26 protein-coding genes, 1 tRNA gene and 1 pseudogene are annotated in these 23,283 nt (G+C 62.8%); 11 read left to right on the plus strand and 17 right to left on the minus strand.

The window, feature by feature from the left end; genetic code table 11:
* Positions 1–70 precede the first annotated feature (70 nt).
* Positions 71–1,048: a serine hydrolase gene (locus tag J3A64_RS17130; RefSeq protein ID WP_210065062.1), complete on the plus strand. Its 978-nt coding sequence runs from the start codon at positions 71–73 to the stop codon at positions 1,046–1,048.
* Here J3A64_RS17130 and J3A64_RS17135 read toward each other — a convergent pair.
* From J3A64_RS17135 to J3A64_RS17170, 8 genes are all read right to left on the minus strand, one after another.
* Positions 1,045–2,091, minus strand: coding sequence for a HoxN/HupN/NixA family nickel/cobalt transporter (locus J3A64_RS17135; protein ID WP_210065064.1), 1,047 nt, complete (start codon positions 2,089–2,091; stop codon positions 1,045–1,047). The genes J3A64_RS17130 and J3A64_RS17135 overlap by 4 nt on opposite strands.
* Positions 2,091–2,963, minus strand: coding sequence for an urease accessory protein UreD (locus J3A64_RS17140; RefSeq protein ID WP_210066217.1), 873 nt, complete (start codon positions 2,961–2,963; stop codon positions 2,091–2,093). The genes J3A64_RS17135 and J3A64_RS17140 overlap by 1 nt, the downstream gene beginning before the upstream one ends.
* Positions 2,964–3,213: 250 nt before the next feature.
* Entirely contained in the window at positions 3,214–3,831 is a 618-nt protein-coding gene (gene ureG, locus J3A64_RS17145; protein WP_014920412.1) for an urease accessory protein UreG, read from the minus strand.
* A 21-nt stretch (positions 3,832–3,852) separates the two neighbouring features.
* Positions 3,853–4,524, minus strand: a complete 672-nt coding sequence (locus J3A64_RS17150; protein ID WP_210065067.1) for an urease accessory protein UreF — start codon at positions 4,522–4,524, stop codon at positions 3,853–3,855.
* Between the two features lie 198 nt (positions 4,525–4,722).
* Complete coding sequence (gene ureE / locus J3A64_RS17155) at positions 4,723–5,196, minus strand: urease accessory protein UreE (protein WP_210065069.1); 474 nt, start codon at positions 5,194–5,196, stop codon at positions 4,723–4,725.
* Positions 5,197–5,204: 8 nt separating this feature from the next.
* Complete coding sequence (gene ureC, locus J3A64_RS17160; protein ID WP_210065071.1) at positions 5,205–6,935, minus strand: urease subunit alpha; 1,731 nt, start codon at positions 6,933–6,935, stop codon at positions 5,205–5,207.
* Complete coding sequence (locus tag J3A64_RS17165; RefSeq protein ID WP_011772984.1) at positions 6,932–7,300, minus strand: urease subunit beta; 369 nt, start codon at positions 7,298–7,300, stop codon at positions 6,932–6,934. The genes ureC and J3A64_RS17165 overlap by 4 nt, the downstream gene beginning before the upstream one ends.
* 8 nt (positions 7,301–7,308) lie before the next feature.
* The gene (locus tag J3A64_RS17170; protein ID WP_011772983.1) at positions 7,309–7,611 is read right to left on the minus strand and encodes an urease subunit gamma; all 303 of its coding nucleotides are present in this window, start codon (positions 7,609–7,611) and stop codon (positions 7,309–7,311) included.
* 198 nt (positions 7,612–7,809) lie between these two features.
* Between J3A64_RS17170 and J3A64_RS17175 the strand changes: the two genes are divergently transcribed.
* The gene (locus tag J3A64_RS17175; protein WP_011772982.1) at positions 7,810–8,331 is read left to right on the plus strand and encodes a flavin reductase family protein; all 522 of its coding nucleotides are present in this window, start codon (positions 7,810–7,812) and stop codon (positions 8,329–8,331) included.
* A 159-nt stretch (positions 8,332–8,490) separates the two neighbouring features.
* Here J3A64_RS17175 and J3A64_RS17180 read toward each other — a convergent pair whose 3' ends face one another.
* The 3 genes and pseudogenes from J3A64_RS17180 to J3A64_RS17190 all read right to left on the minus strand — a co-directional run.
* A complete protein-coding gene (locus tag J3A64_RS17180; RefSeq protein WP_011772981.1) occupies positions 8,491–9,591 on the minus strand; it encodes a D-TA family PLP-dependent enzyme in 1,101 nt (366 codons plus the stop codon).
* Positions 9,592–9,625: 34 nt separating this feature from the next.
* Positions 9,626–10,630 carry a LacI family DNA-binding transcriptional regulator gene (locus J3A64_RS17185; protein WP_014920409.1) on the minus strand — a complete coding sequence of 335 codons (1,005 nt, stop codon included), beginning with the start codon at positions 10,628–10,630 and terminating at the stop codon, positions 9,626–9,628.
* 68 nt (positions 10,631–10,698) lie between these two features.
* Positions 10,699–11,103 (minus strand): annotated as a pseudogene (locus tag J3A64_RS17190) (RidA family protein); the annotation flags it as partial.
* A gap of 173 nt (positions 11,104–11,276) precedes the next feature.
* On the opposite strand from J3A64_RS17190, the gene J3A64_RS17195 reads away from it, so the two are divergent.
* The 6 genes from J3A64_RS17195 to J3A64_RS17220 all read left to right on the plus strand — a co-directional run bounded on the left by J3A64_RS17195 (position 11,277) and on the right by J3A64_RS17220 (position 14,695).
* Positions 11,277–12,014 (plus strand): GAF and ANTAR domain-containing protein, encoded by a 738-nt coding sequence (locus tag J3A64_RS17195; protein WP_210065076.1) that lies wholly within the window; start codon positions 11,277–11,279, stop codon positions 12,012–12,014.
* Positions 11,998–12,255 carry a hypothetical protein gene (locus tag J3A64_RS17200; RefSeq protein ID WP_011772978.1) on the plus strand — a complete coding sequence of 86 codons (258 nt, stop codon included), beginning with the start codon at positions 11,998–12,000 and terminating at the stop codon, positions 12,253–12,255. Before J3A64_RS17195 ends, J3A64_RS17200 begins: the two co-directional genes overlap by 17 nt.
* 11 nt (positions 12,256–12,266) lie before the next feature.
* Positions 12,267–13,058 (plus strand): GAF and ANTAR domain-containing protein, encoded by a 792-nt coding sequence (locus tag J3A64_RS17205; RefSeq protein WP_210065078.1) that lies wholly within the window; start codon positions 12,267–12,269, stop codon positions 13,056–13,058.
* A gap of 124 nt (positions 13,059–13,182) precedes the next feature.
* Positions 13,183–13,905: a GAF and ANTAR domain-containing protein gene (locus J3A64_RS17210; RefSeq protein WP_210065080.1), complete on the plus strand. Its 723-nt coding sequence runs from the start codon at positions 13,183–13,185 to the stop codon at positions 13,903–13,905.
* A 10-nt stretch (positions 13,906–13,915) separates the two neighbouring features.
* A complete protein-coding gene (locus tag J3A64_RS17215) occupies positions 13,916–14,212 on the plus strand; it encodes a hypothetical protein (RefSeq protein ID WP_011772975.1) in 297 nt (98 codons plus the stop codon).
* Positions 14,213–14,320: 108 nt separating this feature from the next.
* Positions 14,321–14,695 carry a hypothetical protein gene (locus J3A64_RS17220; protein WP_011772974.1) on the plus strand — a complete coding sequence of 125 codons (375 nt, stop codon included), beginning with the start codon at positions 14,321–14,323 and terminating at the stop codon, positions 14,693–14,695.
* Here J3A64_RS17220 and J3A64_RS17225 read toward each other — a convergent pair.
* Together J3A64_RS17225 and J3A64_RS17230 are read right to left on the minus strand one after the other, a co-directional pair.
* Positions 14,692–16,218: an alpha-N-arabinofuranosidase gene (locus J3A64_RS17225; protein WP_210065082.1), complete on the minus strand. Its 1,527-nt coding sequence runs from the start codon at positions 16,216–16,218 to the stop codon at positions 14,692–14,694. The genes J3A64_RS17220 and J3A64_RS17225 overlap by 4 nt on opposite strands.
* A gap of 235 nt (positions 16,219–16,453) precedes the next feature.
* Positions 16,454–16,526, minus strand: a tRNA-Lys gene (locus J3A64_RS17230).
* Between the two features lie 239 nt (positions 16,527–16,765).
* Between J3A64_RS17230 and J3A64_RS17235 the strand changes: the two genes are divergently transcribed.
* A complete protein-coding gene (locus J3A64_RS17235) occupies positions 16,766–17,425 on the plus strand; it encodes a hypothetical protein (protein WP_011772972.1) in 660 nt (219 codons plus the stop codon).
* Between the two features lie 232 nt (positions 17,426–17,657).
* Here the strand turns inward: J3A64_RS17235 and J3A64_RS17240 are convergent, their stop codons facing one another.
* Positions 17,658–18,389, minus strand: coding sequence for a hypothetical protein (locus J3A64_RS17240; protein WP_043805676.1), 732 nt, complete (start codon positions 18,387–18,389; stop codon positions 17,658–17,660).
* A 196-nt stretch (positions 18,390–18,585) separates the two neighbouring features.
* On the opposite strand from J3A64_RS17240, the gene J3A64_RS17245 reads away from it, so the two are divergent.
* Positions 18,586–19,203: a DUF47 domain-containing protein gene (locus J3A64_RS17245; RefSeq protein ID WP_043469600.1), complete on the plus strand. Its 618-nt coding sequence runs from the start codon at positions 18,586–18,588 to the stop codon at positions 19,201–19,203.
* A 1-nt stretch (position 19,204) separates the two neighbouring features.
* Positions 19,205–20,221, plus strand: a complete 1,017-nt coding sequence (locus J3A64_RS17250) for an inorganic phosphate transporter (RefSeq protein WP_014920402.1) — start codon at positions 19,205–19,207, stop codon at positions 20,219–20,221.
* Positions 20,222–20,316: 95 nt separating this feature from the next.
* Here the strand turns inward: J3A64_RS17250 and pstB are convergent, their stop codons facing one another.
* The 3 genes from pstB to pstC all read right to left on the minus strand — a co-directional run bounded on the left by pstB (position 20,317) and on the right by pstC (position 23,200).
* Positions 20,317–21,096, minus strand: a complete 780-nt coding sequence (gene pstB, locus J3A64_RS17255) for a phosphate ABC transporter ATP-binding protein PstB (protein WP_011772968.1) — start codon at positions 21,094–21,096, stop codon at positions 20,317–20,319.
* A 67-nt stretch (positions 21,097–21,163) separates the two neighbouring features.
* Positions 21,164–22,267: a phosphate ABC transporter permease PstA gene (gene pstA, locus J3A64_RS17260; protein WP_011772967.1), complete on the minus strand. Its 1,104-nt coding sequence runs from the start codon at positions 22,265–22,267 to the stop codon at positions 21,164–21,166.
* Complete coding sequence (gene pstC / locus J3A64_RS17265; protein WP_017197022.1) at positions 22,268–23,200, minus strand: phosphate ABC transporter permease subunit PstC; 933 nt, start codon at positions 23,198–23,200, stop codon at positions 22,268–22,270.
* Between the last annotated feature and the right edge of the window lie 83 nt (positions 23,201–23,283).

Genomic DNA, 23,283 nt, shown 5'->3' on the forward strand with positions numbered 1-23,283 from the left:
ATCTTTTTTCGGGCCGCACGATAGATTCAATTCAGGAACCCCGAACTCCGAACGAAGGCGTGACATAGCAATGGTGGAAACAGGACCCGCTGCAGACTGGGCCCGTAAACAGGTAGACCTCAAACGGGTGCCGGTGGCGGTGCTGGGCATCGCTTCCAGCCAAGGCATCGAGGACATCGTGGCGTTCGGGACCGACGACGGCAGGCCGGCGACAGCCGATGACCACTTTGCGCTGTTCTCGGTCACCAAACCGATCAGTGCCCTCACGGTCATGCGGCAGGTTGAACTGGGGAAACTCTCACTTGGAGCCTCGCTTGGTGACGCCCTGCCGGGCTTTGGCGCCGGGCGCACGGACACCGTGACCCTCGAGCAGTTGCTGAGCCACCGCTCGGGAATCTCAGACCCAGTGCTCGACGGCGGTACTCCCCTCCGCGAAACGCTCACCTCCGCGGAGCAAGCCTTTTACGCCGGATCCCTGGTCCAGTACTGCAACATCGCTTTCGAAGGTGCAGCGGCGATGGCCGAGTGGGCAGGCGGGGTTCCGTTCGAGGACCAGCTTCTGTCCTTGGCGGCGGACACCGGCGCGCAGGGGCTCACGTTCGACACGGAGTGCGACCCGCACACGGTCCACGGCGCCGATGCAGCTGGCCTTGATGTCCAGGCCATGTACAAGAACAGGCATCCCGGAGCAGGCCTGTTCGGCACGGCCGCAGACCTGCTCAATCTCGGTTCCGAGCTCCTGCGGGGTTCCGGGAAAGCCGTCCGGCCCGCGACCCTTGCAGCCATGCGTCGCCCCCGAACCACCGAGGTTTCGCACATCACCACCCGGCCCAAGCCCATCCGCCACACCGGGCTGGGATTCCAGATGCCCGCCAACGAGTCCGAGCTGTTCGCGCAGGGTATTTATGGGCATCCGGGCTGGTCCGGTACGGAGTGGTGGATGTTCCCCGAGCAGGACCGCTGCGTGGTGTTTCTGACCAACGTGCTGGACACTCCGGACCTCGGCGTGGACACCAACGAGCTTTTCAACGCAGTGGCGGTCTCCTAGGTCCCGCTTCCGGCGCCCCGGCCCCGCAAGGAGGCGACGGCCCAGACGATCACGAACAGTCCCACCAGGATCAGGCCGGCGTCGCCAAGGTCAAGGCTGCCGAGCCACGTGGTCAGGGGATCCTGAAGCTCAAACGCAGAATTCGCGAATCCACCGAGCGTGATCACGGAGATGAACAACGCCGAGACCGCCGAGATGCCAGTGATCAGGGCATTGAAGCCAAGCTTGCGCCTCGGGTTGTGAATGGCTGATTTGTACATCTTCATCATGGCCACGCCATTGGCGGAATCACACAAGGTCATGGCGGCGGTGAACGCAAGAGGGAGGGCCATCAAGGCGAGGGGCGAGGCACCGGCGAGTGACGCCGTCGTGGTGATGACCAGAAGCCCGATGGTGGTGGCGGTATCGAACCCGAGGCCGAACAGGAAGCCGATCACGTAGATGTTCCGCGGCCGCTCCACCTTGGACAGCGGCTTGGCGAGCAGCCGGGCGACGAAGCCCTTGGCTTCCAAGTCCTCCGGACGGACGTCACCGCCGCGCTGCACCTGCCGGTACACACTGCTCGCGCGCACAAACGCGGAGCCGTTGAACAGACCCATCGCCAGTAGGAACAACCCCGACACTCCACTGCCGATCAGGCCCAGCACCTTGTTGCCGGTGGTGCCGTCCTCCATGAACTGCCCGATCAAGGTGGCACCCGCCACCACCAGGAGTCCGGCGAGGATCACCACGGAGCTGTGGCCCAGGCTGAATGCAAAGCCCACACTCACGGGGTCTTTGTGCTGCGCCACGAATTTACGGGTGGAGTTGTCGATCGCGGCGATGTGGTCCCAGTCGTAACTGTGCTTGATACCGGCCACGTACGCGGTGATCACCAGCCCGAGTGCAAGCGGCTGCGCGCCACCCGCGGTACCAGCAAGCAACAGCACGACGGCGGCAAGGTGCAAAGCGGCGACGGCACCGAACGTGAACAGCAGCCGGGTCCGCAGGGACAACGTCTCCCGCTCCCGGTACATGGTGGCGAACTCGGTCAGCGCAGTCATTAGTACTTCCTCAGGTTCAAGGGCGCCTGCCCATACCAACGTTCCCGCAGAACGCCGGCGCAGGCACCCAGCAAATTGTTGAGTTCCTCAGTGCTGTTCGACAACGATCGCAGCACAAGCCCCGTGCTCCCGGCAATAGTCGCGGTCAAAGACATACCGGTATAAGCGTCAAAGTCACGGGCTATAAGGTCCAGCTCATCGGCAAGCCCCTGATTCACCCGCGGATCCACCACCACCAACGACCCCAGGTGGCTGAATCCCTCCATGAACCCCATCCCGGTAACGTCTCCCAGCGGGGGCCGGATCAGGAGGTTGTCGAGCGCCAGCAACTTGGCTCCGTTTTCGTCATCGATCCAGATCTCGTTCCGCAGCCGCACCTCTAGGTACTTGAAGGACGCCCCGTCCGGGGACCAGCCTGGCGTGATGACTTCGGCCATGATTAGGCTCGACGTCGGGTGGAGACTGATGCGCGAATTCTGCCGGTAGCTCGCTTCCCGGTAGGCGATCAACTGGTCGGGCATGAGCTCCAACCGCGAGCCCTCCCCCAGCCGCACACTCATTCGCTGCTCAGCAAATGACCCCGGAGTCCGATAAACCTTAGTTGCCGACTGCGTGGTCAGCAACAGCGCGGCATTGTTTTCAACCGTCACATCAATGAGGAACAAATCCGCCCCGAGATATGCCCCGCCCGGATTGACCATCACATAGCCAACCTGCCCGGACTCATCCAAGTAATGCGGCCGCAAAACCCGCAAGGCACCCTCATGAAACTGCCGCGAAGCAACGGACCGCCCCCCACGCAAACAGACCCCAAGCTCCAACCGCCCCCGAACCGCCCCTTCACCCAAAGCCAACGTGGAGTCGGGCCCCACGTTCCCCCAAGGAATGGAGTCGATGCTCGGGACCACTACGTGCGTGCTCACACGTCACCCACGCAAGGTGACTGGATCGCTGCGGCGAAGCCGGGGATAAGGGGCCGCGGCGTGGCGGGCCGCGCGGGGGGCCCACTGCCGCGAGGGACCCGACTCGAGCTTGCGAGAGTTGGGAGCGGCTGGGGACGGGCACGGCCCCCTTCATCCGCGTTCGCCGCCCAAGGTGACCTAACCGCCAACTCGCATCGGTTCATTGGGCCAAGTCGAGCATCAGGACGTCGCGGCGGATCCAGTTGAGGACCTCGTCCAGGCCTTCGTCGGTCTTCAGGTTCGTGAAGCAGAACGGCTTGTTGCCGCGGAATTCCTTGGAGTCCCGTTCCATGACGGCGAGGTCTGCTCCTACATGGGGTGCCAGGTCTGTTTTGTTGATGATGAACAGGTCGGATTTGATCATGCCTTGGCCGGCTTTGCGGGGGATTTTTTCGCCTTGGGCGACGTCGATGATGTAGATGGAGAAGTCTACGAGTTCGGGGCTGAAGGTGGCGGAGAGGTTGTCGCCGCCGGATTCGACGAAGATGATTTGGAGATCGGGGTGCCGGGTTTTGAGTTCTTCGATGGCTGCGGTGTTCATGGAGGTGTCTTCGCGGATGGCGGTGTGGGGGCAGCCGCCCGTTTCGACGCCGATGATGCGGTTTTCGGGGAGGATGCCGTTGGCGGCGAGGATTTTGGCGTCTTCGATGGTGTAGATGTCGTTGGTGATGGCGGCCATGGAGATGTCGCGGCTCATGTGCCGGGTGATGCGTTCAACGAGCTGGGTTTTGCCTGCTCCGACGGGTCCGCCGACGCCGATTTTGATGGGTTCTGTCATGTTTTTTGTCCTTTGCACTAACTAGCTCATGAACATGCGGGCGCGTTGCCGTTCGTGCCGCATTTGTGAAATTTCGAGGCCGGGGCTGACGGCCCCGAAGTCGTCCCAGCACAGCTGTGCTACAACGTGGATGGCGGCAGCGACGGCGTCGTGCGCTTGGCGTAGTACCCGCTGCCCGGCGTTCTGCCCGAGCGGTATGGCCCGCACGGCGTTCTGCGTCAGCGAAGTAACGGTGGCAAACAGATAGGCGGAAAGCGCCTGCTCAAAAGGCACCCCCAGAGACCTCGCAATGACACCAAATGCCAACGGTTGGTGGCCCGAAGCCAACCCCGCCCGGACAAGCCCCCGATAAGCCTCCAACTCCCCCGAAGGGAACACTTCCCCACCAATCTCCAGCAGCCGTCCCCCCATTTTCAAAGAGGCCTCCCGAACCTCCCGAGCCAACAACTGCGCAGACAACACCCCATCCAACAAGCCAACATCCACCCCCTCAAACAAGAACCGCAAAGCCAACCCATCGGAATAGCTCAACTGCTGGGAAACGAAGGCCTGAAGCCAAGTGCTGAAGGTGCTCTCATCACGCACAAGCCCACGCTCGATATAGCTCTCAAACCCAAGAGAATGAGCAAACGCCCCCGTAGGCAACGCGGAGTCGGTCAACTGTTGAAGAGCAAGCTGATATGTCGCACTCAAAGCACACCGCCGGAGGTGAGGATGGCGCGATTGAGCGGAGCTGGGAAGGGGGCCGCGGTGTGGTGGGCCACGTGGGGGGCCCACTGCCGCGAGGGCCCCGACCTGAGCTTGCGAAGGTTGGGAGCGGCTGGGGACGGGCACGGCCCCCTTCCCAGCGAAGCGCAAGCGTGCGAACCCAACCTGACGCGGCACACGGCTTTAGTGCGAATGCTCAGCATGGCGGAACGGCACCGGCATGACCCGCTCTTGCCTGTCGTAGGGGACGCCGACGCTCTTCAGATAGTCTTCGACCGTGTGGTCGTACTGGCACACCATAACTTCGGCCCCGTACTCGGATGAGCCGTCAAAGAATTGTGCCTGCAGGTGCCGGTTGCCGAGCGAATGTGCCACGACGCCCATTTCGTGGATTGTCCGCGCCTTTATCACCAGGACGTCGGTGGGCAGCACGGAGACGACGATGATGTTGTGGTGGTCGATGGCGAGGATGTCGCCGTCGCGGAGGTCTCCGGTTCCTGCGGGTAGGCGGATGCCGAGTTCTTTGCCGTGGTCGGTGGTGACGCGTTGGATGCGTTTGACGAGGAGGGTGCTGGGCAGGACTACTTTTTCTTTGTGGTGGCTAGCGTAGGCGTCGGGCTGTTGGTGCAGGTTGCCCAGGATTTTTTCGATGATCATGGGTGCTCCTAGAAGAGGAAGTAGCGCTGCGCCATGGGCAGCACGTCGGAGGGCTGGGAGGTGACTTCGACGCCGTCGACTGTCACTTTGTACGTTTCGGGGTCGACGGCGATGTCCGGGGTTTCGCCGTTGTATTTCAGGTCCGCTTTGGTGAGGTTGCGGATGCCGCTGACGGGTTTGATGATGCGTTGGAGGCCCAGCTCGGCGGGCACGCCGGCGTCGATGGCGGCTTGGGACAGGAACGTGATGGATGTTTGTTGGAGGGCTTTGCCGTAGGTGGCGAACATGGGCCGCATGGTGCGTGGCTGTGGCGTGGGGATGGAGGCGTTGGCGTCGCCCATGAGTGCGTAGGCGATTTGGCCGCCTTTGATGACCAGCTCGGGTTTCACTCCGAAGAACGCGGGATCCCACAGCACCAGGTCCGCGAATTTGCCCTCTTCCACTGAGCCGATGACGTCTGCCATGCCTTGGGCGATGGCCGCGTTGATGGTGTATTTGGCGATGTAGCGCTTGAGGCGGAAGTTGTCGGATTCGGCGGAACCGTGCGGAGCGCCGGATGGGTCATGGAGGGCTCCGCGTTGGCGTTTCATGGCGTCCGCTACTTGCCAGGTGCGGGTGACTACTTCCCCGACGCGGCCCATGGCTTGGGAGTCGGAGGAGGTGATGGCGAAGATGCCGAGATCGTGGAGGACGTCTTCGGCGGCGATGGTTTCGGCGCGGATGCGGGAGTCGGCGAAGGCCACGTCTTCAGGGATGTCGGGGTTGAGGTGGTGGCAGACCATGAGCATGTCCAGGTGCTCTTCGATGGTGTTGCGTGTGTAGGGCAGGGTGGGGTTGGTGGAGGCCGGGAGCACGTTGGGCAGGCCGGCGATTTTGATGATGTCGGGGGCGTGCCCGCCGCCTGCGCCTTCGGTGTGGAAGGTGTGGATGACGCGCCCGTCGATCGCCCGGATGGTGTCTTCTACGAAGCCGCATTCGTTGAGGGTGTCAGTGTGGATGGCCACTTGGATGTCGTATTCGTCGGCGACCCGCAGGGACGTGTCGATGGAGGACGTGGTGGAGCCCCAGTCCTCGTGGACTTTGAGCCCGACGGCACCGGCGCGGATCTGCTCTGCGAGGGGCTCGACGGCGGACGCGTGGCCCTTGCCGAACAGGCCGATGTTGATGGGGAGTCCTTCAGCGGCTTGCAGCATCCGGGAGATGTGCCAGGCGCCGGGTGTGATGGTGGTGGCTTTGGTCCCTTCGGCCGGGCCGGTGCCGCCGCCCACCATGGTGGTGATGCCGTTGCACAGTGCCGCTGGGACCTGTTCCGGGGAGATGAAGTGGATGTGGGTGTCGATGCCGCCGGCGGTGAGGATCTTTCGTTCGCCGGCGATGATCTCTGTGCTGGCACCGATCACGATGTCCACGCCATCAGTTATTTGCGGGTTTCCAGCCTTGCCGATCTTGAAGATATGCCCGTCCTTCAGGGCAATATCGGCTTTGTAGATGCCGGTGTAGTCCAGCACGATGACGTTGGTGATGACGGTGTCCGGAATGTCCTCGGCGCGGGTGAGCTGACCGTTCTGGCCCATGCCGTCGCGGATCACCTTGCCGCCGCCGAAGACCACTTCTTCGCCGTAGACCGTGTAGTCCTTCTCGATTTCGAGGAACAGTTCGGTGTCGGCCAGGCGGATCGAGTCGCCGGTGGTCGGTCCGTACAGTTCGGCGTACTGCTTGCGGGGTATCTCGAAGCTCACTGGTGGTCCCTTTCCGCTGCGATGCCCGGGCGGGGTTCCCCGGCTACGGCAGTGCCGCCGTCGAGCTTTCCGTTGACTGCGTTGCTGAGGCCGTGCACCTCGCGCGTCCCCGCGAGTTCGATCAGTTGGACCGTCTTCCTGTCCCCCGGCTCGAACCTTGCGGCTGTACCCGCGGGGATGTCCAGGCGGCGGCCGTAGGCGGCTTCGCGGTCGAATTCGAGGGCGCGGTTCGCCTCGGCGAAGTGGTAGTGCGAACCGATCTGGACTGGGCGGTCGCCGCGGTTCACAACCTCGACGACCATCGCGTCACGGCCGCTGTTGCATGCGATGGAACCGGGCTGGAGCCTGTATTCACCGGGGATCATGGGGGCTCCTAACGGATGGGGTTGTGGACGGTAACAAGCTTGGTGCCGTCGGGGAAGGTGGCTTCGATCTGGACGTCGTGGATCATCTCCGGCACGCCTTCCATCACGTCTTCGCGGCGGAGCAGGGTGGTTCCGTAGCTCATGAGTTCAGCCACTGTCCGGCCGTCGCGCGCACCTTCGATGAGTTCGTAGCTGATGATCGCCACGGCTTCCGGGTAGTTCAGTTTGAGTCCTCGTGCCTGGCGACGCCGCGCGAGGTCGGCAGCCACCACGATCATGAGTTTCTCCTGCTCACGGGGCAAAAGATGCATGGTTACTCCTTGGACGCCGGGCACTTGGTCAGATTGTGACCAGCGTAGGGAGCGGAAGTTTCGGCTACGTTTCCAAATCGTCTCAGTCGAGGGTCGGTTTCTCAGGAATTGACCTCAACTTAAGTTGAGGTCCTAGCATCAGTCAGGTGTGTGCCCGCGAAGGGCGCCTTACCGAACCAGTCCCACGAAGGTGCATGAATGACCCACCACATACCCGTGCCATCCGAACCAGTCGGCGAGCTTTTCAGGGCTGCGTTTCGCGCTCATCCGGCGGGAGTCGCAATTGTCACCGCAGCGGGACCGGAAGGCGCGGTGGGGCTGACGGCCTCCTCGGTGGCATCGGTGGCAGTGGAACCGGCGACGCTCGCGTTCTCCGTGACAAGTGGGCGATCAGCCTCCGTCATCGCAGCGGCGCAGACAATAGTGGTCCACCTCGTCGGTGCCGATCAGCTGGAGCTGGTACGTGCCTTCGCGGACCCATCGGCCCCGCGCTTCACGGACGCCATGGACTGGGAGGTCCTGCCCACAGGCGAGCCCCTTCTCAGGGAGGCCGATTGGGCGTTGCGTTGCGAGATTATCCACCGGGCACCGCTGGGCGGCTCGGTGCTGCTGGCAGCCAGGGTTGTGGAGATCCGGTCCAACCCGTCAGATTCAGCTCCGCTGGTCTACCACAACAGGGAGTTCCACACCCTGCTTGAGAGCGTTCCGGCGCTGGGCTAACTGCGCTGGCGTTTGCTTTGGGCTAGCGAGGCACCAAGTGCCGAGAAATCCCGGCGGCGGAATCGCGTAAGCCTTGATTTGTAGTGACGTCCTGCCTGTAACCATTGACCCAACGGGACACGCAAATTATGGCCATGAACCATGGGACCACATTGGTACTTAGTTGTTCCGGCCCCGGGCTGCCACAGTCCACCGCTCCGCCACGGCCCCGCCGTGCACCACAATGACTTGGTCCACGAGGTTCATGGTGAGGCACACATGGTTGGGGATGACCCGGAGTCGGGTGCCCAAGGGCGGCAACTCCGACGAATCCGGCCATACAACCGTGGCGTGGTGCTCGGACAGCGCAGTCACTTTGGCTTCGGGGTATTCGGGAAGCCGCCCGTATCCGGTGGCCCAGTCAGGGCGGTCGCTGCCCAGGATCTTGCTTCCGGCGTCCAGCACCACGCGGCGCACGTTCCCGCCGCGGGCTTCGTGCCTGCTGACCACCGTGGCGGCCACGCTTAGCGCGATGTCGTCCCAGCTGCAGCGTTCGAGTTCCAGTTGCTGGGCGTCGCCGAACACGTAGACGCCGGGACGCAGCTCGGTTGCCACCGTTTCGCCGTCAATCAGTGCCGTCGGTGTGGAGCCTCCGCTGATGGTGGTCACTTCGAAGCCTGCCGATGTCAGCGCCGTCGCAGCCAGGCCAAGTGCCTCATTCTCGTTGCTCGCCGCGCCAGTGGGCATGCCGGGCTTGTAGCTGTGGCCGGGGAACGTGAAGACACCCTGCACGCTCAGTCCGGCGGCAGCCGCTGCTTCGGCAACATCCACCACTTCGTCCGGCAGCACGCCGCTACGGTGGTGTCCGCTGTCCACTTCGATCAGCACCTCAACGCTTCCTGCGTCGACCCCGAGTTGGCGACCCATCGCCGTCGCGCTTTCAGCCGAATCCACGCCGACTGCGAGGCGGCACTTGGCCGTCAATGCGCGAAGGCGTTCCGCGTGCGGCGCTTCAACCCAGAGCGGGAAGGCAATGAAGATGTCCTTCACGCCGTCCGCCGCGAATACCTCGGCCTCGCCGATGGTGGCCACAGTGATACCAAGGGCTCCCGCCGCGAGCTGCTTGCGGGCGATCTCCAGCGTCTTATGTGTCTTCACGTGCGGACGGAGCTGGAGCCCGCGTCCACGCATGTTCCCCGCCATCCGTTCGATGTTCCGATCCAGGACATCGACGTCGATCAGGACGGCAGGGGTGATGACTTCAGCGGGGATCACGTTCATTCATAGAAGACTAACGTCCTGAACACTGAAGGCCCTAAGGCGCGGACTGCCTGATACGCAGCTCGAACACCGCCTCCGGCTGCTCAACGTTGGCCACGGCGTCTTTGCTTTCAATCCGCTGGATGAGGAGTTCGACGGCGCGCTCCGCAATTTCCGCCCGCCCCGGCGCCACCGTGGTTAACGACGGCGATGCGAACCGCGACTCATCAATGTCATCGAAGCCGGCCACGGCAATCTCCTCCGGAACTTTTCGTCCGCGGACCAGGAGCTCGTGGAGCGCCCCCAAAGCGAGGGCATCATTGAGCCCGAAAACGGCGTCGAATTCCACGCCGCTGTCCAGCAACCTCGCGGTGGCGTCAGCACCGGCGTCGCGCCGCCAATCGCAGGGGACCACCAACGCCGGATCATATGCCACACCAGCGGCAGCGAGCGCCGCCCTGTACCCGCGGAGGCGGAGGCCGTTGCTCCCGGCTTCGTCGCCGTCGTGCGCGCCAAGGACGGCTATACGACGGCGGCCACCTTCCAGCAGGTGCGTGGTGACGGCGGCCGCAGCCTCCTGGTTTTGGATGAGGACCATGTCCAGTCGCGGATCCTGCACGAACTCGCCCAGGAGAACCAGCGGTTTTTTGCCGGCCGCGGCGATGATCTGCTCGGCGTCGAGCGCGAGCGGGATGAAGAGGAGCCCGTCGGTGAGGCTACGGAACTGGCCTTGAAGCGCAGCCTGCTCATGCTCTGCCTCGTTGCCGGATTGCTCCACCAAAACACGGTAACCGCGGGCCCAGGCCGCTTTCATGATGTCCGAGGCCAGTTCGGCGTAGTAAGGGATGGAAAGGTCGGCCAGCACTAAGCCGAGCATGCTGGTTTTCCCGGATCGGAGGCTGCGGGCCGTCAGGTTGGTTTCGTAGCCGAGCTCGTCAATGGCATCAAGGACGCGCTGCTTAGTGGCTGGCCGGATGAACTCGTAGTTGTTGATGACATTGGAGACTGTCTTCAACGACACTCCAGCCGCTCGTGCGACGTCGTTCATGGTGACGGCCATGCAGGTACTCCTTCTTTACGTTGGTATACATCGTTGCAGATGCGCCTAGCGGAGTCCGGCACGGCGGGCTCCAGCACGGCGGCGACGGCCTCGATCTCCACGAGCTGATGGTCATAGCCCAGGACGGTGACGCCCATGAGGGTACTGGGGACATCATGATCGCCGAAGGCCGCGCGCACCGCTTCCCATGCTGTGACCAAATCCGCCTGCTGGGTCGAGGCGACCAGGACGCGAGTGGAAACGACGTCCTGGATTCCCGCTCCGGCAGATTCCAAGGCCAGCTGCATGTTGTCGATCGCTTTTTCTGCCTGGGCCTTGAAATCCCCGATTCCGGCAGTGGAGCCGTCTTCGTTCAAGGGACAGGAGCCTGCCAGGAAAATCAGCCGGGCATTTGCGGGCACGGAAGCCGCGTAGGCGTATTGGGGCACGGAGCTGAGCTGATCGGAGAGAATGAGGGTGACTGCACTCGGCATGGAGGTCCTTTGTCGAAGGGCTTTCTGTATCTTGTTGCAGGGCACAAGCGTAGTGTTTGAGGTAGGAGATTTCGGGTGGAGTCCGGAGTTGGATATCCGGGTTTTGCGCGATCACGAGCGCACAGCCGCCAGCTGGAGGTGTGTGGACTCCGGCGTTGCTGGAATGAGGCCGCATGGCCCAGTACAACGCAGTACCCACAGCCGAAGAATTGCAGGACCTGCTCCTCGAAAGTCCTGGCTTCTCAGAGTTCCTCCTTGGACTGACAACCATTTCTACTTCCCTTTTGGGCGGGGAAACACCCATGCTCTGTGCCATCACCGTGGAGCGCGACGGCGGTCCTACCACTGTGGCCAGCAGCACTGAAGCGGCCCGTGTGCTGGACGAAAAGCAGTACGAATTCGACGACGGCCCTTGCCTCACTGCGCTGCGCACCGGGCAGATGGTGCAGATTCCAGACCTGCACTCCGACATTCGCTGGCGGGGGTACGCCAACGCGATATCAGGGGCGCATGTCCGCAGCATGCTCGCCGTTCCCATCAGCACGGACAACGGGTCCGGTGCGGCGCTGAATTGCTATTCCAATGAAGTGGGAGCTTTTGATCCGGACACCGTGGTCGCAGTTCAGAGGTATGCAGATTCCCTGTCCAGGACCTTGCGGTTGGCCCTCCGCATGCATTCGTCTGATCCCTATCCTGCCGGGCTGAGGTCAGTGCTGGAGTCGCGCGCTGTTGTGGACGCGGCGATCTCCCTGATCATGATGCAGAACCGGTGCAGCCGTGAGTCGGCCATGAAGCTTCTCCACCTGGCTTCCAGAAATACCGATCGTAGACTCCACGAGATTGCCAGGGACATGCTGACACGGTCAGGAGACCCTGAGCAGGGAACGGGGAAGCATGACTGGACCCCTTAATTCCGCAGATGCCGCGCCGGATCCGCCGCGCAAGTTTGCGGGCGAGCGATTCAGGGACGCAGGCCTGAGCCTCAACGGTTTGTGGGCCTATTATTACGGCATCGGAGGGAACGCTGACGAATTCGACCTCGACGGATACCTCAACGGTCTAACAACGCTCGATCAGGCCCAAATGGCTCTGGTGGACACCGCCCTCGAAGAGCTCGGCAATGAGAGCCCGGGACGATCGGCGAGTTGGTAGAAGGACGGGAAATGACTGAGACTCAGCCATCGCACCACATCGGAAGCCCTCCCAACGGGCAGCGCCAGCAGGACACCGCGGATCTGACGGACTTTCTGGTGCGTTTGCAGGATATCCTCGTGGAAAACGAGGATATCCGTGAGTTCCTTCAGGACCTTGCCGAAATGACTGCTGCGAAGTTGACCAGGATCGGGAACACTATCGCTTGCGGAGTCACCGTTGTCCGGCAGAAAAAACCCGTAACCATCGCGGACAGCGACGCCTTGGCGCGGAAGTTGGACAAGATGCAGAACAGCTTCGGTGACGGCCCCTGCCTCACCGCTCTGCGGACCCGCACCGTCTCGCACGTCCCTGACGTAAACACGGAGGAACGCTGGCACTCCTATATGACGGCTGTTAGGGCCATGAAAGTGCGATCAATCCTGGCGCTTCCCATGGAACTGCAGGGCACCGGCGAAGCCGTTGTGAACCTGTATTCCACGCGTCCTCACGGGTTCTCCCAGGAGGACATCCAAGCCGCTGAACGCGTCACCGCTACAGCTGCAAAGTCGCTTCGCCTCGCGTTGAAGATGGCCCAGCTGCGGGATGCGCGTGAGAACCTCACCGCGGCGTTGGAGTCCCGCACCACGATCGATACCGCCGTCGGAATCATCATGGGGCAGAACCGCTGTAGCCGTGAAGCCGCGTTCCAGATCCTGGTCAAAGCTTCGAGCCACCGGAATATCAAGCTCCGCAGTGTGGCGGCAACTGTCATCGCAGGTGTCGCGGGCGACCAAGAGACTTTGATCTCATTTGAGGAATAAGATCCCCCATTTGGTCCGATCTTTGCTTGGCGGGAACCACTAGGCTGGAAGCCTGAGGCGGACTTCAAAGGACCGCTGAAATTGTCATGTCGGCCAGCCGACACGAAGGGCCGGAGAGAAAACCATGACGAAGAAGCAACTTCCTCTGGACGAACTCTCCACCGCCATTGGCAGGATCCTGGGCCTCCTCCTGACCGAGGAAAAGGTGGACCACGCTGTCCAAAACCTTTCCCAGGCCATCAGGGAGTCCGTTCCCGGAACCATTGGCGCCGGGGTGTCCATCCTCGATTCCCAGGGCCGCCGGACCAGCCGGGGTTTCACGGACTCCGTAGTGGAACAGGCGGATTTCCTCCAGTACGAGTTGGGCGAAGGTCCTTGCCTGACGGCGTGGGCCACCGAAGAGACGGTGTTGGTCCACGATCTCAGCGATGATTCCCGTTGGGCCCAGTGGAGTGCGGCAGTGAGCAGCCTCCCCATCAGGTCAGTGATCAGCGCTCCCCTTATGGCAGGCGGACAGAGCTTTGGCACCATCAAGGTCTATTCACCGGAGCCGGCTGCTTATGACACCGAAACCGCCAACCTCTTGGAACTCTTCGCTTCCCCCGCGGCCACCCTTCTGTCCCATATCCAAAGTGCCGAGACTCCCAAGCGCATCAGCGAGGGCCTGCAGTCAGCCCTCCAAAGCCGGGACCTGGTCAACCGTGCTTGTGGCATGCTCATGGAACGTCACGGGATCCCCCACGAGCTTGCTCTCCAGCGCCTCCTGAAACACACCCGCGATCACGGCAGTTCACTGCACCACATCAGCGCCGAGATGGTCGCCGGGATCCCGGCAGACAAGAACTAGGGCGCCGGACATGGGCTTCGACATCAACGAACCCGAGCAACGGAGCAAACTCCGAGCCGCGATCGATGCTGCGGGCATCAACATCGGCAACCTCTGGCTGTATTACTTCAGTATCGGCGGGTCCGTGGGTGAGTACGAGGTGGAGGCCTACCTGCAGGGCATGCTCTCCATCCCGGAACTCGAACGCGACCTGCTGGCCATGGCCGCCAATGATCTCCTGAACAACCACGGCGGCCCACGCGCACCCTACGCGGATGAGCTCCCCCAGGATGATCCCCCGGCATCTGAGGACCCTGAAACACCCTGAGCCCGAGTGCCCCGCATGCCGTCACACATCGCTCATCCCCTTGCAACAGCCCCGCAACAAAGATGCGCAATGCTGGGGCCAAGGACGGCGAGAGTAGAGGGGGCAGATATGACCATCGCAAACAGGGATCTTTTTCAGGCGTTGAAAACACAGGCCAGCCTGGCGCAGGCTTTCGGTACTTTGCCTGGCAGCCAAGATGAGCCGCACGCGCTGAACCCGGGCCAGTACATCGAGGCGTGGCACAACGGCCGCCTCTATCACCGGGGCACCGTGGTCAAGACAGTGGCGGGCACCGAGTTGTTCTGGCTCCAGGATGAAACAGGAAGCCGCCGGCTGCTGGACATGGAGTCAATGGAGATCGTGACGCTCGACGAGCCGGCTCCGGCACCTGCAACGCAGGCACCGGAACCGACCACGGCAGCCACCGTCACACCAATGTCGGCGTTTCCGATCTTCCGGGACGGTTCGCAGGCTATTGCCTAGGAGTTGAGAGCCAGGCGGATCATGCTCCAGCTCACGGCCGGAAGCTCGGTGGTGAGGCGGCCGCCGTCGAGCTTTACACTGACGTTTTCGGACGGCAGGACCGACGTCGAATCGTCAGCGGTTGCCTGCCAGTAGGGGTCCTTGTTCGTGTAGGTGACGGCCTCGATCACGCGCGCCGGGTTCAAGCTTCCGACGGCGGCATCCAGCGTCAGCGCGTCCGTCGCTGAACGGTTCACGGCGAAGACCACGGCCTCGTTGGCTTCTGCGTCGTAGGTCGCCACCGCTGACAACGCGGTGAAGCCAGACGTCTTTTCGCTGTCCAGCTGCGGGGACTCGACGGCGAGATTGAGCACCGTGCCTGCGGCGTGCTGCGAGGTGAGCGCGAACGGGTGGAACGTGGTCTGCTTCCACGCGCGGCCGCCCGGCTCGGTCATGATCGGTGCTATGACGTTGACCAGCTGCGCGAGGCTGGCGGAGTGGACGCGGTCCGTGTTCCGCAGCAGCGTGATCAGCAGGTCGCCCACCACCACGGCGTCAGCCACCGTGTAGCGGTCCTCGAGGAGCACCGGCGCCACCGGCCAGTCATCCCCCGTGGGCGCCTTGGACTCGTCGCGGGACATGTGCCAGACATTCCATTCATCGAAGGAAATGTTGACCTGCTTTTGTGACTTGATGGCCGACTTCACATGGTCAATGTGCGACACCAGATCCTTGATGAACGCCTCCATGCGGTGCCCTGCGGACAAGTGCTCCTGCAGGTCTCCGAAGTCCTCGAAGTACTGGTGCGCCGAAATCAGGTCCACCAGTTCGTAGGTCTCGTTGAGGACCACGCGTTCCCATTCGCCGAACGTGGGCATGGTGGGTGCCGAGCTTCCGCACGCCACCAGCTCCAGATCCGGGTTGACCATGCGCATGGCCCGCGCGGTTTCGGCGGCGACCCGTGCATACTCGCCGGCCTTCTTGTGGCCGATCTGCCAGAAGCCGTCCATCTCGTTCCCGAGGCACCACATCTTGATGTTGTGAGGTTCGACGGCGCCATTCGCCTTGCGCTGTTCGGACAGGGCCGTTCCACCCTTGATATTGGAGTATTCCAGCAGGTCAAGGGCTTCCTGGGTTCCTCTTGTGCCGAGGTTGACGGCCATCATGGGCTCAACCCCGGCTTTCTCCGACCATTTGGCGAACTCGTCCACGCCCACCAGATTGGGGTCGCTGGAGTGCCAGGCGAGGTCGAGGCGCGTGGGGCGGTCCCCCTTGGGCCCTACCCCGTCTTCCCAGCGATAGCCCGAGACGAAGTTGCCGCCCGGGTAGCGGACCGTGGAGACGCCGAGTTCCTTGGTGAGCTCAAGGACGTCCGTGCGGAACCCGTCCTCGTCGGCCTTGGGGTGCTCCGGCTCAAAGATGCCCGTGTAGACGCAGCGGCCCAGGTGCTCCACGAAAGCGCCGAAAGTCTTCCTCCTGACAGGCCCGACGACGAAGGCGGGGTCGATGGTGATTTTAGCCGTGGGGTTTTCTTGGTTTCCCAAAGGGTGGGGTCCTTTTCTGCTGGTTCTTTGCCGATTTCTACAACGTTATAGAAACCATGCTGGCGGGGTCGAGGGGTGCGAGTCAAGAAGTTTTTTCGGGGAACCCCGCCCAACGGACAATTCACCCCTGCGTGCGGAGGTGAATTGTCCGTTGACGGGGGTCGGGGCGTCCGGGGGTCCGGGCCAAAACAAAAAACAGGCCGGAGACTCAACGTCTCCGGCCTGCCTAGGAGGGTGGGCCCTGTGGGGATCGAACCCACGACCCACGGATTAAAAGTCCGATGCTCTACCAACTGAGCTAAAGGCCCCTCCAGCTGTAGAAACAGCCATGAATACTGTACCCCAACGTCAAGGCAGACAAGGAACTCAAGGTGACATGCGCCGTCGTCACCCACTTTGGGAACAGGTTCGACGGCGACGCGCGGCCGTAGCGGCGTGTCGCGCGTGATGCGGCGGCAAAGTAAGTGGTGGCGGCACAGAGGTACAGGAACAACCGGCCCGGCAACCGTTACTCGACCCCACCAGAGCACAGGAGTACGGTGAAGTCATGAGCGAACAGCCAGGATCACGTGCGTACGGCGGAGCAAACAGGCACCACAAGCCCAAGCCCTTCGCGCCCATCGATTTCGAACCGTTCGCAGGTGGGGCTGACCCCGCGCGCGTTTCCGAGGCCGCGCACCTCGCGGCACAAGCCCTCGTCAGACGGGGCCGCGACAGCGACGACCCCAAGGTCACGCGCCGGCTGGTGAAACTGGCCGACGAACAGGGCCTTGAAGCCATCGCCGAGATGTGGGCTGAGAGCCCCGCGCGAAGCCTTCCGGGCGCGCTCTGGAGGCTTTACGCCCTCCGCGCCGCCACCATCCAGAACCCCGAGAAAATCTCGGTCTATTTCAGGGCCGGACGCGACACCGCGCAGGTTTCCAACGTGGTGGCCGGCGCAGCTGAGCCGCCGGGAGCAGATGAAATGAAGACCATGGCCGACGCCATTTTGTCCGGCGCCTTCGACGGCGAGTTCGACGTCGCGCTGGAACGTTCCGCCGCATTCTGCCGGGTAGTGGCGCTCGGCCAGGCGACCCTCGCCGACGGTGCTGAACACAGCAATGAAGGCCACGCCAGCAAGCTCACACGCAATTCGCACCAGCTGGTGAAGACGGCCGAAGACCTCGAGCATGCGGCCAACGCGTGGCGCCTGGGAGAGCTCGACTAAGCAGCAAAAGAGGCGAAACGTACCCACGTTGGGCCCGGCCTGTCAATGTTGACTTAGCCCGCCTGACGGTGAAAACTAAAACTGGTGTCGAACCGCGAAACCCCCGGGCTTCAACTTACAGCCGCTTCGAGCGGCCTACCGCCGAGAGGCGTATCCGGTTCGGCACCATTTTTATGCCCTGACGCAGTTTGCCCGGGCCGGCGCTGAGGCGGACCCGGGCAGACCAGCAGGACTACTTCAGCGTGACAGTGGTTTCCGCCTTGTCCTTCTTGTCGTGATCAAGGTCGCCGGCGGCATCCTGGGGCGTCATGGTGGCCGAGATTTCAGTTTCCTTGCCCGCGGTATAGCCGAAGTTTTCAGCGATATTGAAGGACTCACCCGGCTTCAGCACGAACGGGGCCTTCTCCTTGAGCTTGGTTCCGGTGCTGCTCAGCCCGTGCTTCTTGTACCCGTCGCTGCTGGAATCCGAGGGCATGCCGCCGAGGTACTTCCAGTCCAAGTACTTGGCCTTTGGAGTGACCAGCGAGTGGCTCAGGGGAATGTCTGCGGACGAGGTGTTGGTGACCACGTAGTTCAGGTACACCACGGGGTCGCCCTTCTTGAGCAGGTTTTCCTTGGTTTCCTTGTCCACGAACATGCTGTCCTTGGACGCCACGTCGGTGGCCACCTGGTAGATGTCCACGCTGAAGCTCTCGCCCTTGAGGCTGCCCAGCTTGTCCCCCGCCTCAGAGATGGGCAACGCCCAGGCCGCCACCTTGTACGAGCCCGAGGAGGTCCCGGCACCTTCCGACGACGTCGAGGCCAACGGGGAGGCGGACGCTGAGGGCGATGCTGACGCAGACGAAGACGACGACGACTCGGAACCACCCGTCGTCGAGCCCGCCGTTGCTCCGCCACAGGCGGTCAGTGCCAGCAGGCCAGCCGCCGCGAGGCTGGTGATTTTCACTACATTGTTGAGACGCACAATTCCCCCATTGATTGGATTAATTCGGTGTGTGACCAGCATTGCACGATTCCCCACGCTCAGCGATGGGGACAACTGCCCGCCACGCTCCCGGTCGCTTTCCAAGCGTCGTCGCCGGACCGGTAAAGTTGGGATCGAAATGGGCTGCGTCAAGTCAAGCCGCCCGCCGCCCGCCCGTCCCCAGCCCGGAAGCGAAATGAAGCTGCGCCTTTTTCCCCAGGAACCTGCCGGGCTCGTACTGCTCGCGCAGATGGCCGGCGTCATTGTTGCCGCTACTGGAACGCTCTCCGAAATCCTTGGCGCGCCTGCCAGTGAGCACCAGCGCCTCGCAGAAGAACTGCACGAGCACGAGTCCAAGTCCCTGGACCTCCACTTCGCGCTGCTGACTCACATGCGCACCAGCTTCGTGAACCCCCTCCCCCGCGAGGACATGTACACACTGTCCCGCCACCTCAATGAGGCCATGGAGAAGCTTGATGCTGCCGGAGACCTCGTGGCGCTCTACAAACTGGATCGCCTGCCCAAGCGTGCTGCAGACCAGCTGGAGATCATCAGCCGCCAAGCTGAGCTCACCGTGGATGCCATGCGGAAACTCGAGGACCTGGACGAACTTGAGGACTACTGGATCGAGATCCTTCGCCTGGCCAAGCGTGCAGAGCGGTCGCACCGGATCTGGGTGGCCGAGATGCTCAAGGATATGAAGTCCACGCAGTACGCGCGGCACCGGGACATCGCCAACCAGCTGGTGGAAGTTACCAAGGACATGCGGAAGGTCGCCACGCAGGTAGGCAGCATCATCGTCAAGGAATCATGACGTGACCATCGCCTTCCTGGTCCTCGTCGTTGCTTTGGCCTCCGGGTTCGCGTTCCTCAACGGCTTCCGCGACGTCTCCAACGCCGTCGCGCTGTCCACGCGGACCCGTGCCCTCACGCCGTCAATCGCGGTGCTCCTGGCTGCCATCTTCAACTTTGTGGGTGCCATGCTCAGCGGCACCTTTATCCTCGCCTTCACGCAATCGTGGATCACGTTGCCGGAGGGCGCCAGTGGGCTCACCATGCTGGCGTCCGCGCTTACCGCCGCCATCTTGTGGGGCGTGTACGCGTGGTGGCGGGGAATTCCCTTATCCTCCACGAACTCATTGATCGGCGGCCTCATCGGCGCCGGGGCCGCGAGTGTCCTTGTGGGCGGCAACGCTGTGGGAGGCATGGACAATGTCCTGCTGACCCAGGTGGCCCTGCCCCTGGTGCTCTCCCCCGTCATCGCCTTCGTGGCCGCATACCTGCTGGTGTGGCCTGTCACGTGGGCTGCCCGCTACACCCAACCCAACGTGGTGAACCGGCGGTTCCGGCGGGCACAGGCCATCTCGACTGCGGCTGTGGCATTCGGCCACGGGCTCCAGGACGGTCAGCGCACGGCCGCTGTCATGGTGTTGGCCATGGTGGCCGCGGGCCTGTCCAGCGGCAGCGACGTGCCTCTGTGGATCCTGCTGGTCACCGCCATCATGCTCACTGCGGGCACCATGTTCGGCGGCTGGCGAATCTCCCACACCCTCGGCCACAAACTTATTCGTGTGGATCCGCTGCGCGGTTTCGTGGCGCAGACTCTGACGTCCGTAATGCTCTTCATCGGCGCCATCGGATTTCACCTGCCGCTTTCCACCACCCACACGTTGACCGCCTCCGTGCTGGGTTCGGGCGTGAATCAGCGATTCCACACCGTCAACAGGCGCCTGGTCAGGAGGGTGCTGTTGTTCTGGGTGGCCACACCGTTGATCACGGCAGCCGCGGCCTTCATCCTGGAGCTGGCGTTCTCGCCCCTCGCGGACCTGTAAACCCAAGAAAGAACGACGGCGGCCGTACCCCCAAGGCGACGGCCGCCGTCGTTCTGTGCCGACTCCCCCCATAGAAGCCGGAACCTGCAGAACCCTTATCCGAAGCGGCCGGAGACGTAGTCTTCCGTTGCCTTCTGGCCAGGGTTGTTGAAGATGCTGGTGGTGTCAGCGAACTCGATCAGTTTGCCGGGCTTGCCGGTGCCTGCGATGTTGAAGAACGCGGTCTTGTCGGACACACGCGCGGCCTGCTGCATGTTGTGGGTCACGATCACCACGGTGTACTGGTCCTTGAGCTCGTTGATGAGGTCCTCAACGGCCAGTGTGGAGATGGGGTCCAGCGCGGAGCAGGGCTCGTCCATGAGGATCACCTGGGGTTCCACGGCGATGGCGCGGGCAATGCACAGGCGCTGCTGCTGGCCGCCGGAAAGGCCGGAGCCCGGCTTGTCCAAGCGGTCTTTGACCTCGTTCCACAGGTTGGCGCCCACCAGGGACTTCTCAACGAGGGCATCGGCTGCGCCCTTGGAGATCTTCTTGTTGTTCAGCTTCACGCCGGCCAGCACGTTGTCTCGGATGGACATGGTGGGGAACGGGTTGGGGCGCTGGAAGACCATGCCCACCTGCGTGCGGACGGTTACGGGGTCCACGCCGGGACCGTAGAGGTTGTCGCCGTCCAGAAGTACTTCGCCTTCGACGCGTGCGCCGGGAAGGACCTCGTGCATACGGTTCAGCGTACGGAGGAAGGTGGACTTGCCGCAGCCGGACGGGCCGATGAAGGCCGTGACGGACTTGGCTTGGATGTTGATGTTGACGTCCTCGACGGCCAGGAAGTTGCCGTAGTAGACATTCAGGTCTTTGACGTCGATGCGCTTAGACATGGTGTTCCTTTGTTCCTTGGGGTGTGGAAGTTTGAAGGTGCCGCCCGATGACTGGCGGTCGGCCCGGCTAGCGTCCCGTTTTGGGTGCGAACAGACGGGCGATGAGGCGGGCTCCCAGATTCAGGAGCATCACCAGGATGATCAGCACCAGCGCGGCGCCCCAGGCACGCTGGTCCGAGGGAGCAGGGTTGGACGGCGACGTCGGGTTGAGGATCTGCGTGTAAATGAACGTGGGCAGCGAGGCCATCCAACCACCGAACACATTGTTGTTGATGGTGGTGGCGAAGCCTGCGGTCACCAGGATCGGCGCGGTTTCGCCGATAACGCGGGCGATCGCCAAGGTGACGCCGGAAGCGATACCGGAGATCGCCGTCGGAATAACCACTTTGGTGATGGTGCGCCACTTACGGACGCCCAGCGCGTAGGAGGCCTCGCGGAGCTCGTTCGGGACGATCTTCAGCATTTCCTCGCTGGAGCGAACCACAACAGGGATCATCAGGACGGAAAGCGCGACGGCGGCTACCGCACCGGTCTTGGTGCCGGGGCCCACGATGGCGAAGAAGAACGCTGCCGCGAAGAGGCCGGCCACGATGGACGGGATGCCGGTCATGACATCCACGAAGAACGTGATGGCGCGGGCCAGCGGACGATCGTTGCCGTATTCCACGAGGTAGATCGCGGTGAGGAGGCCTACGGGCACTGAGATGACCGTAGCAAGGAGTGTGATCTGGATGGTGCCCAACAGTGCGTGGTAGATGCCGCCCAGGACGGGGGCGCCTTCCTCCACTGCCTTGTTGTCGAAAGCACCCGTGACACCGTTCATGGAGGTGCCCAGGAAGCCGGGAGTGATGAGGCCGGGGATGCCGTTGACCAGCACTGTGACGATGACCGAGATCAGGGGCAGCAACGCAACCAGGAAGGCACCAACCACCAGGCACGTGGCGAGCTTGTCCTTGGCCTTGCGGGCACCTTCAACGGCACCGCTCCAGGAGACCAGGCCCACGGCGAACAGGATGGCGGAGACAATGCCCCACCCGAAGGCATTGAAGCCGATGAGCGCCAGGATGGCCGCGCCGACGATCAGTGCGACGGCCAGGACAATGTAGGGCGCGAACTTGGGCAGTTGGCCCTTGGTGAGCGCTGAGCGCTTGCGGACTACTGTGGCGGACATTTAGTTGGCTCCCGAGAATTCTTTGTGCCGGGTGATGATCCAGCGGGCGATCATGTTCACGCCCAGGGTGATGACGAACAGCACCAGACCGGCGGCGATCAACGTGTTGACCTTGATACCGCTGGCTTCCGGGAAGTTCAGGGCGATTTCCGCGGCGATGGTCTGGTTGCCGGACTGGATGAGGCTCGCGGTGAGGACACCGGAGGAGAGCACCAGGGCAACGGCCATGGTCTCACCTAGTGCTCGCCCGAGGCCCAGCATGATGGCGCTGATAATGCCCGGGCGGCCGAAGGGCAGCACGGCCATTTTGATCATTTCCCAGCGGGTAGCTCCGAGTGCGAGCGCTGCTTCCTCGTGCAGCTTGGGGGTCTGCAGGAAGATTTCGCGGGACAGGGAGGTAATGATGGGCAGGACCATGACGGAGAGGACGATGCCTGCGGTCAGGATGGTCTTGCCGGTGGCGGATGCCGGTCCCTCGAAGATCGGGATCCAACCGAGGTAGGTGGCCAGCCAGTCGTAGGCCGGGGAGATTTCCTTGGCCAGGAAAGCCGCACCCCAGGCGCCGTAGACCACGGAGGGGATGGCGGCGAGGAGGTCCACCACGTAGCCCAAACCGGAAGCGAGCCGGCGGGGGGCGTAGTGCGAAATGAACAGGGCCACGCCGATTGCCACGGGGGTGGCGATGACGAGGGCGATCACGGCGGCAATCAGTGTGCCCACCACAATCGGGGCGATGTAGGCGAAGAAGCCGTTGCCGCCCTGGATGTCCTCAGCCGGAGCGGTCAGGGCAGGGATTGCCTGCACCACAAGGAACAACGCGACTCCGAAGAGGACCGCGAGAATCAGGCACCCTGCGGCCATGGCGGCCCCGGAGAAAACCTTGTCCCCGGCGCGTCCTGCGCCTTGGGAGGTTGTCAGGGAGTTGGTGGTCACTTCACGATCCTTCAGTCTCAGTGAACTGGTCTTACATGGCTAAGTTCCCTGCCCTGCGCGGAGCGGCTCTGCGGCCACCCCGC

Source organism: Pseudarthrobacter sp. PvP004, assembly GCF_017876035.1.
Taxonomy (GTDB): Bacteria; Actinomycetota; Actinomycetes; order Actinomycetales; family Micrococcaceae; genus Arthrobacter; species Arthrobacter aurescens_A.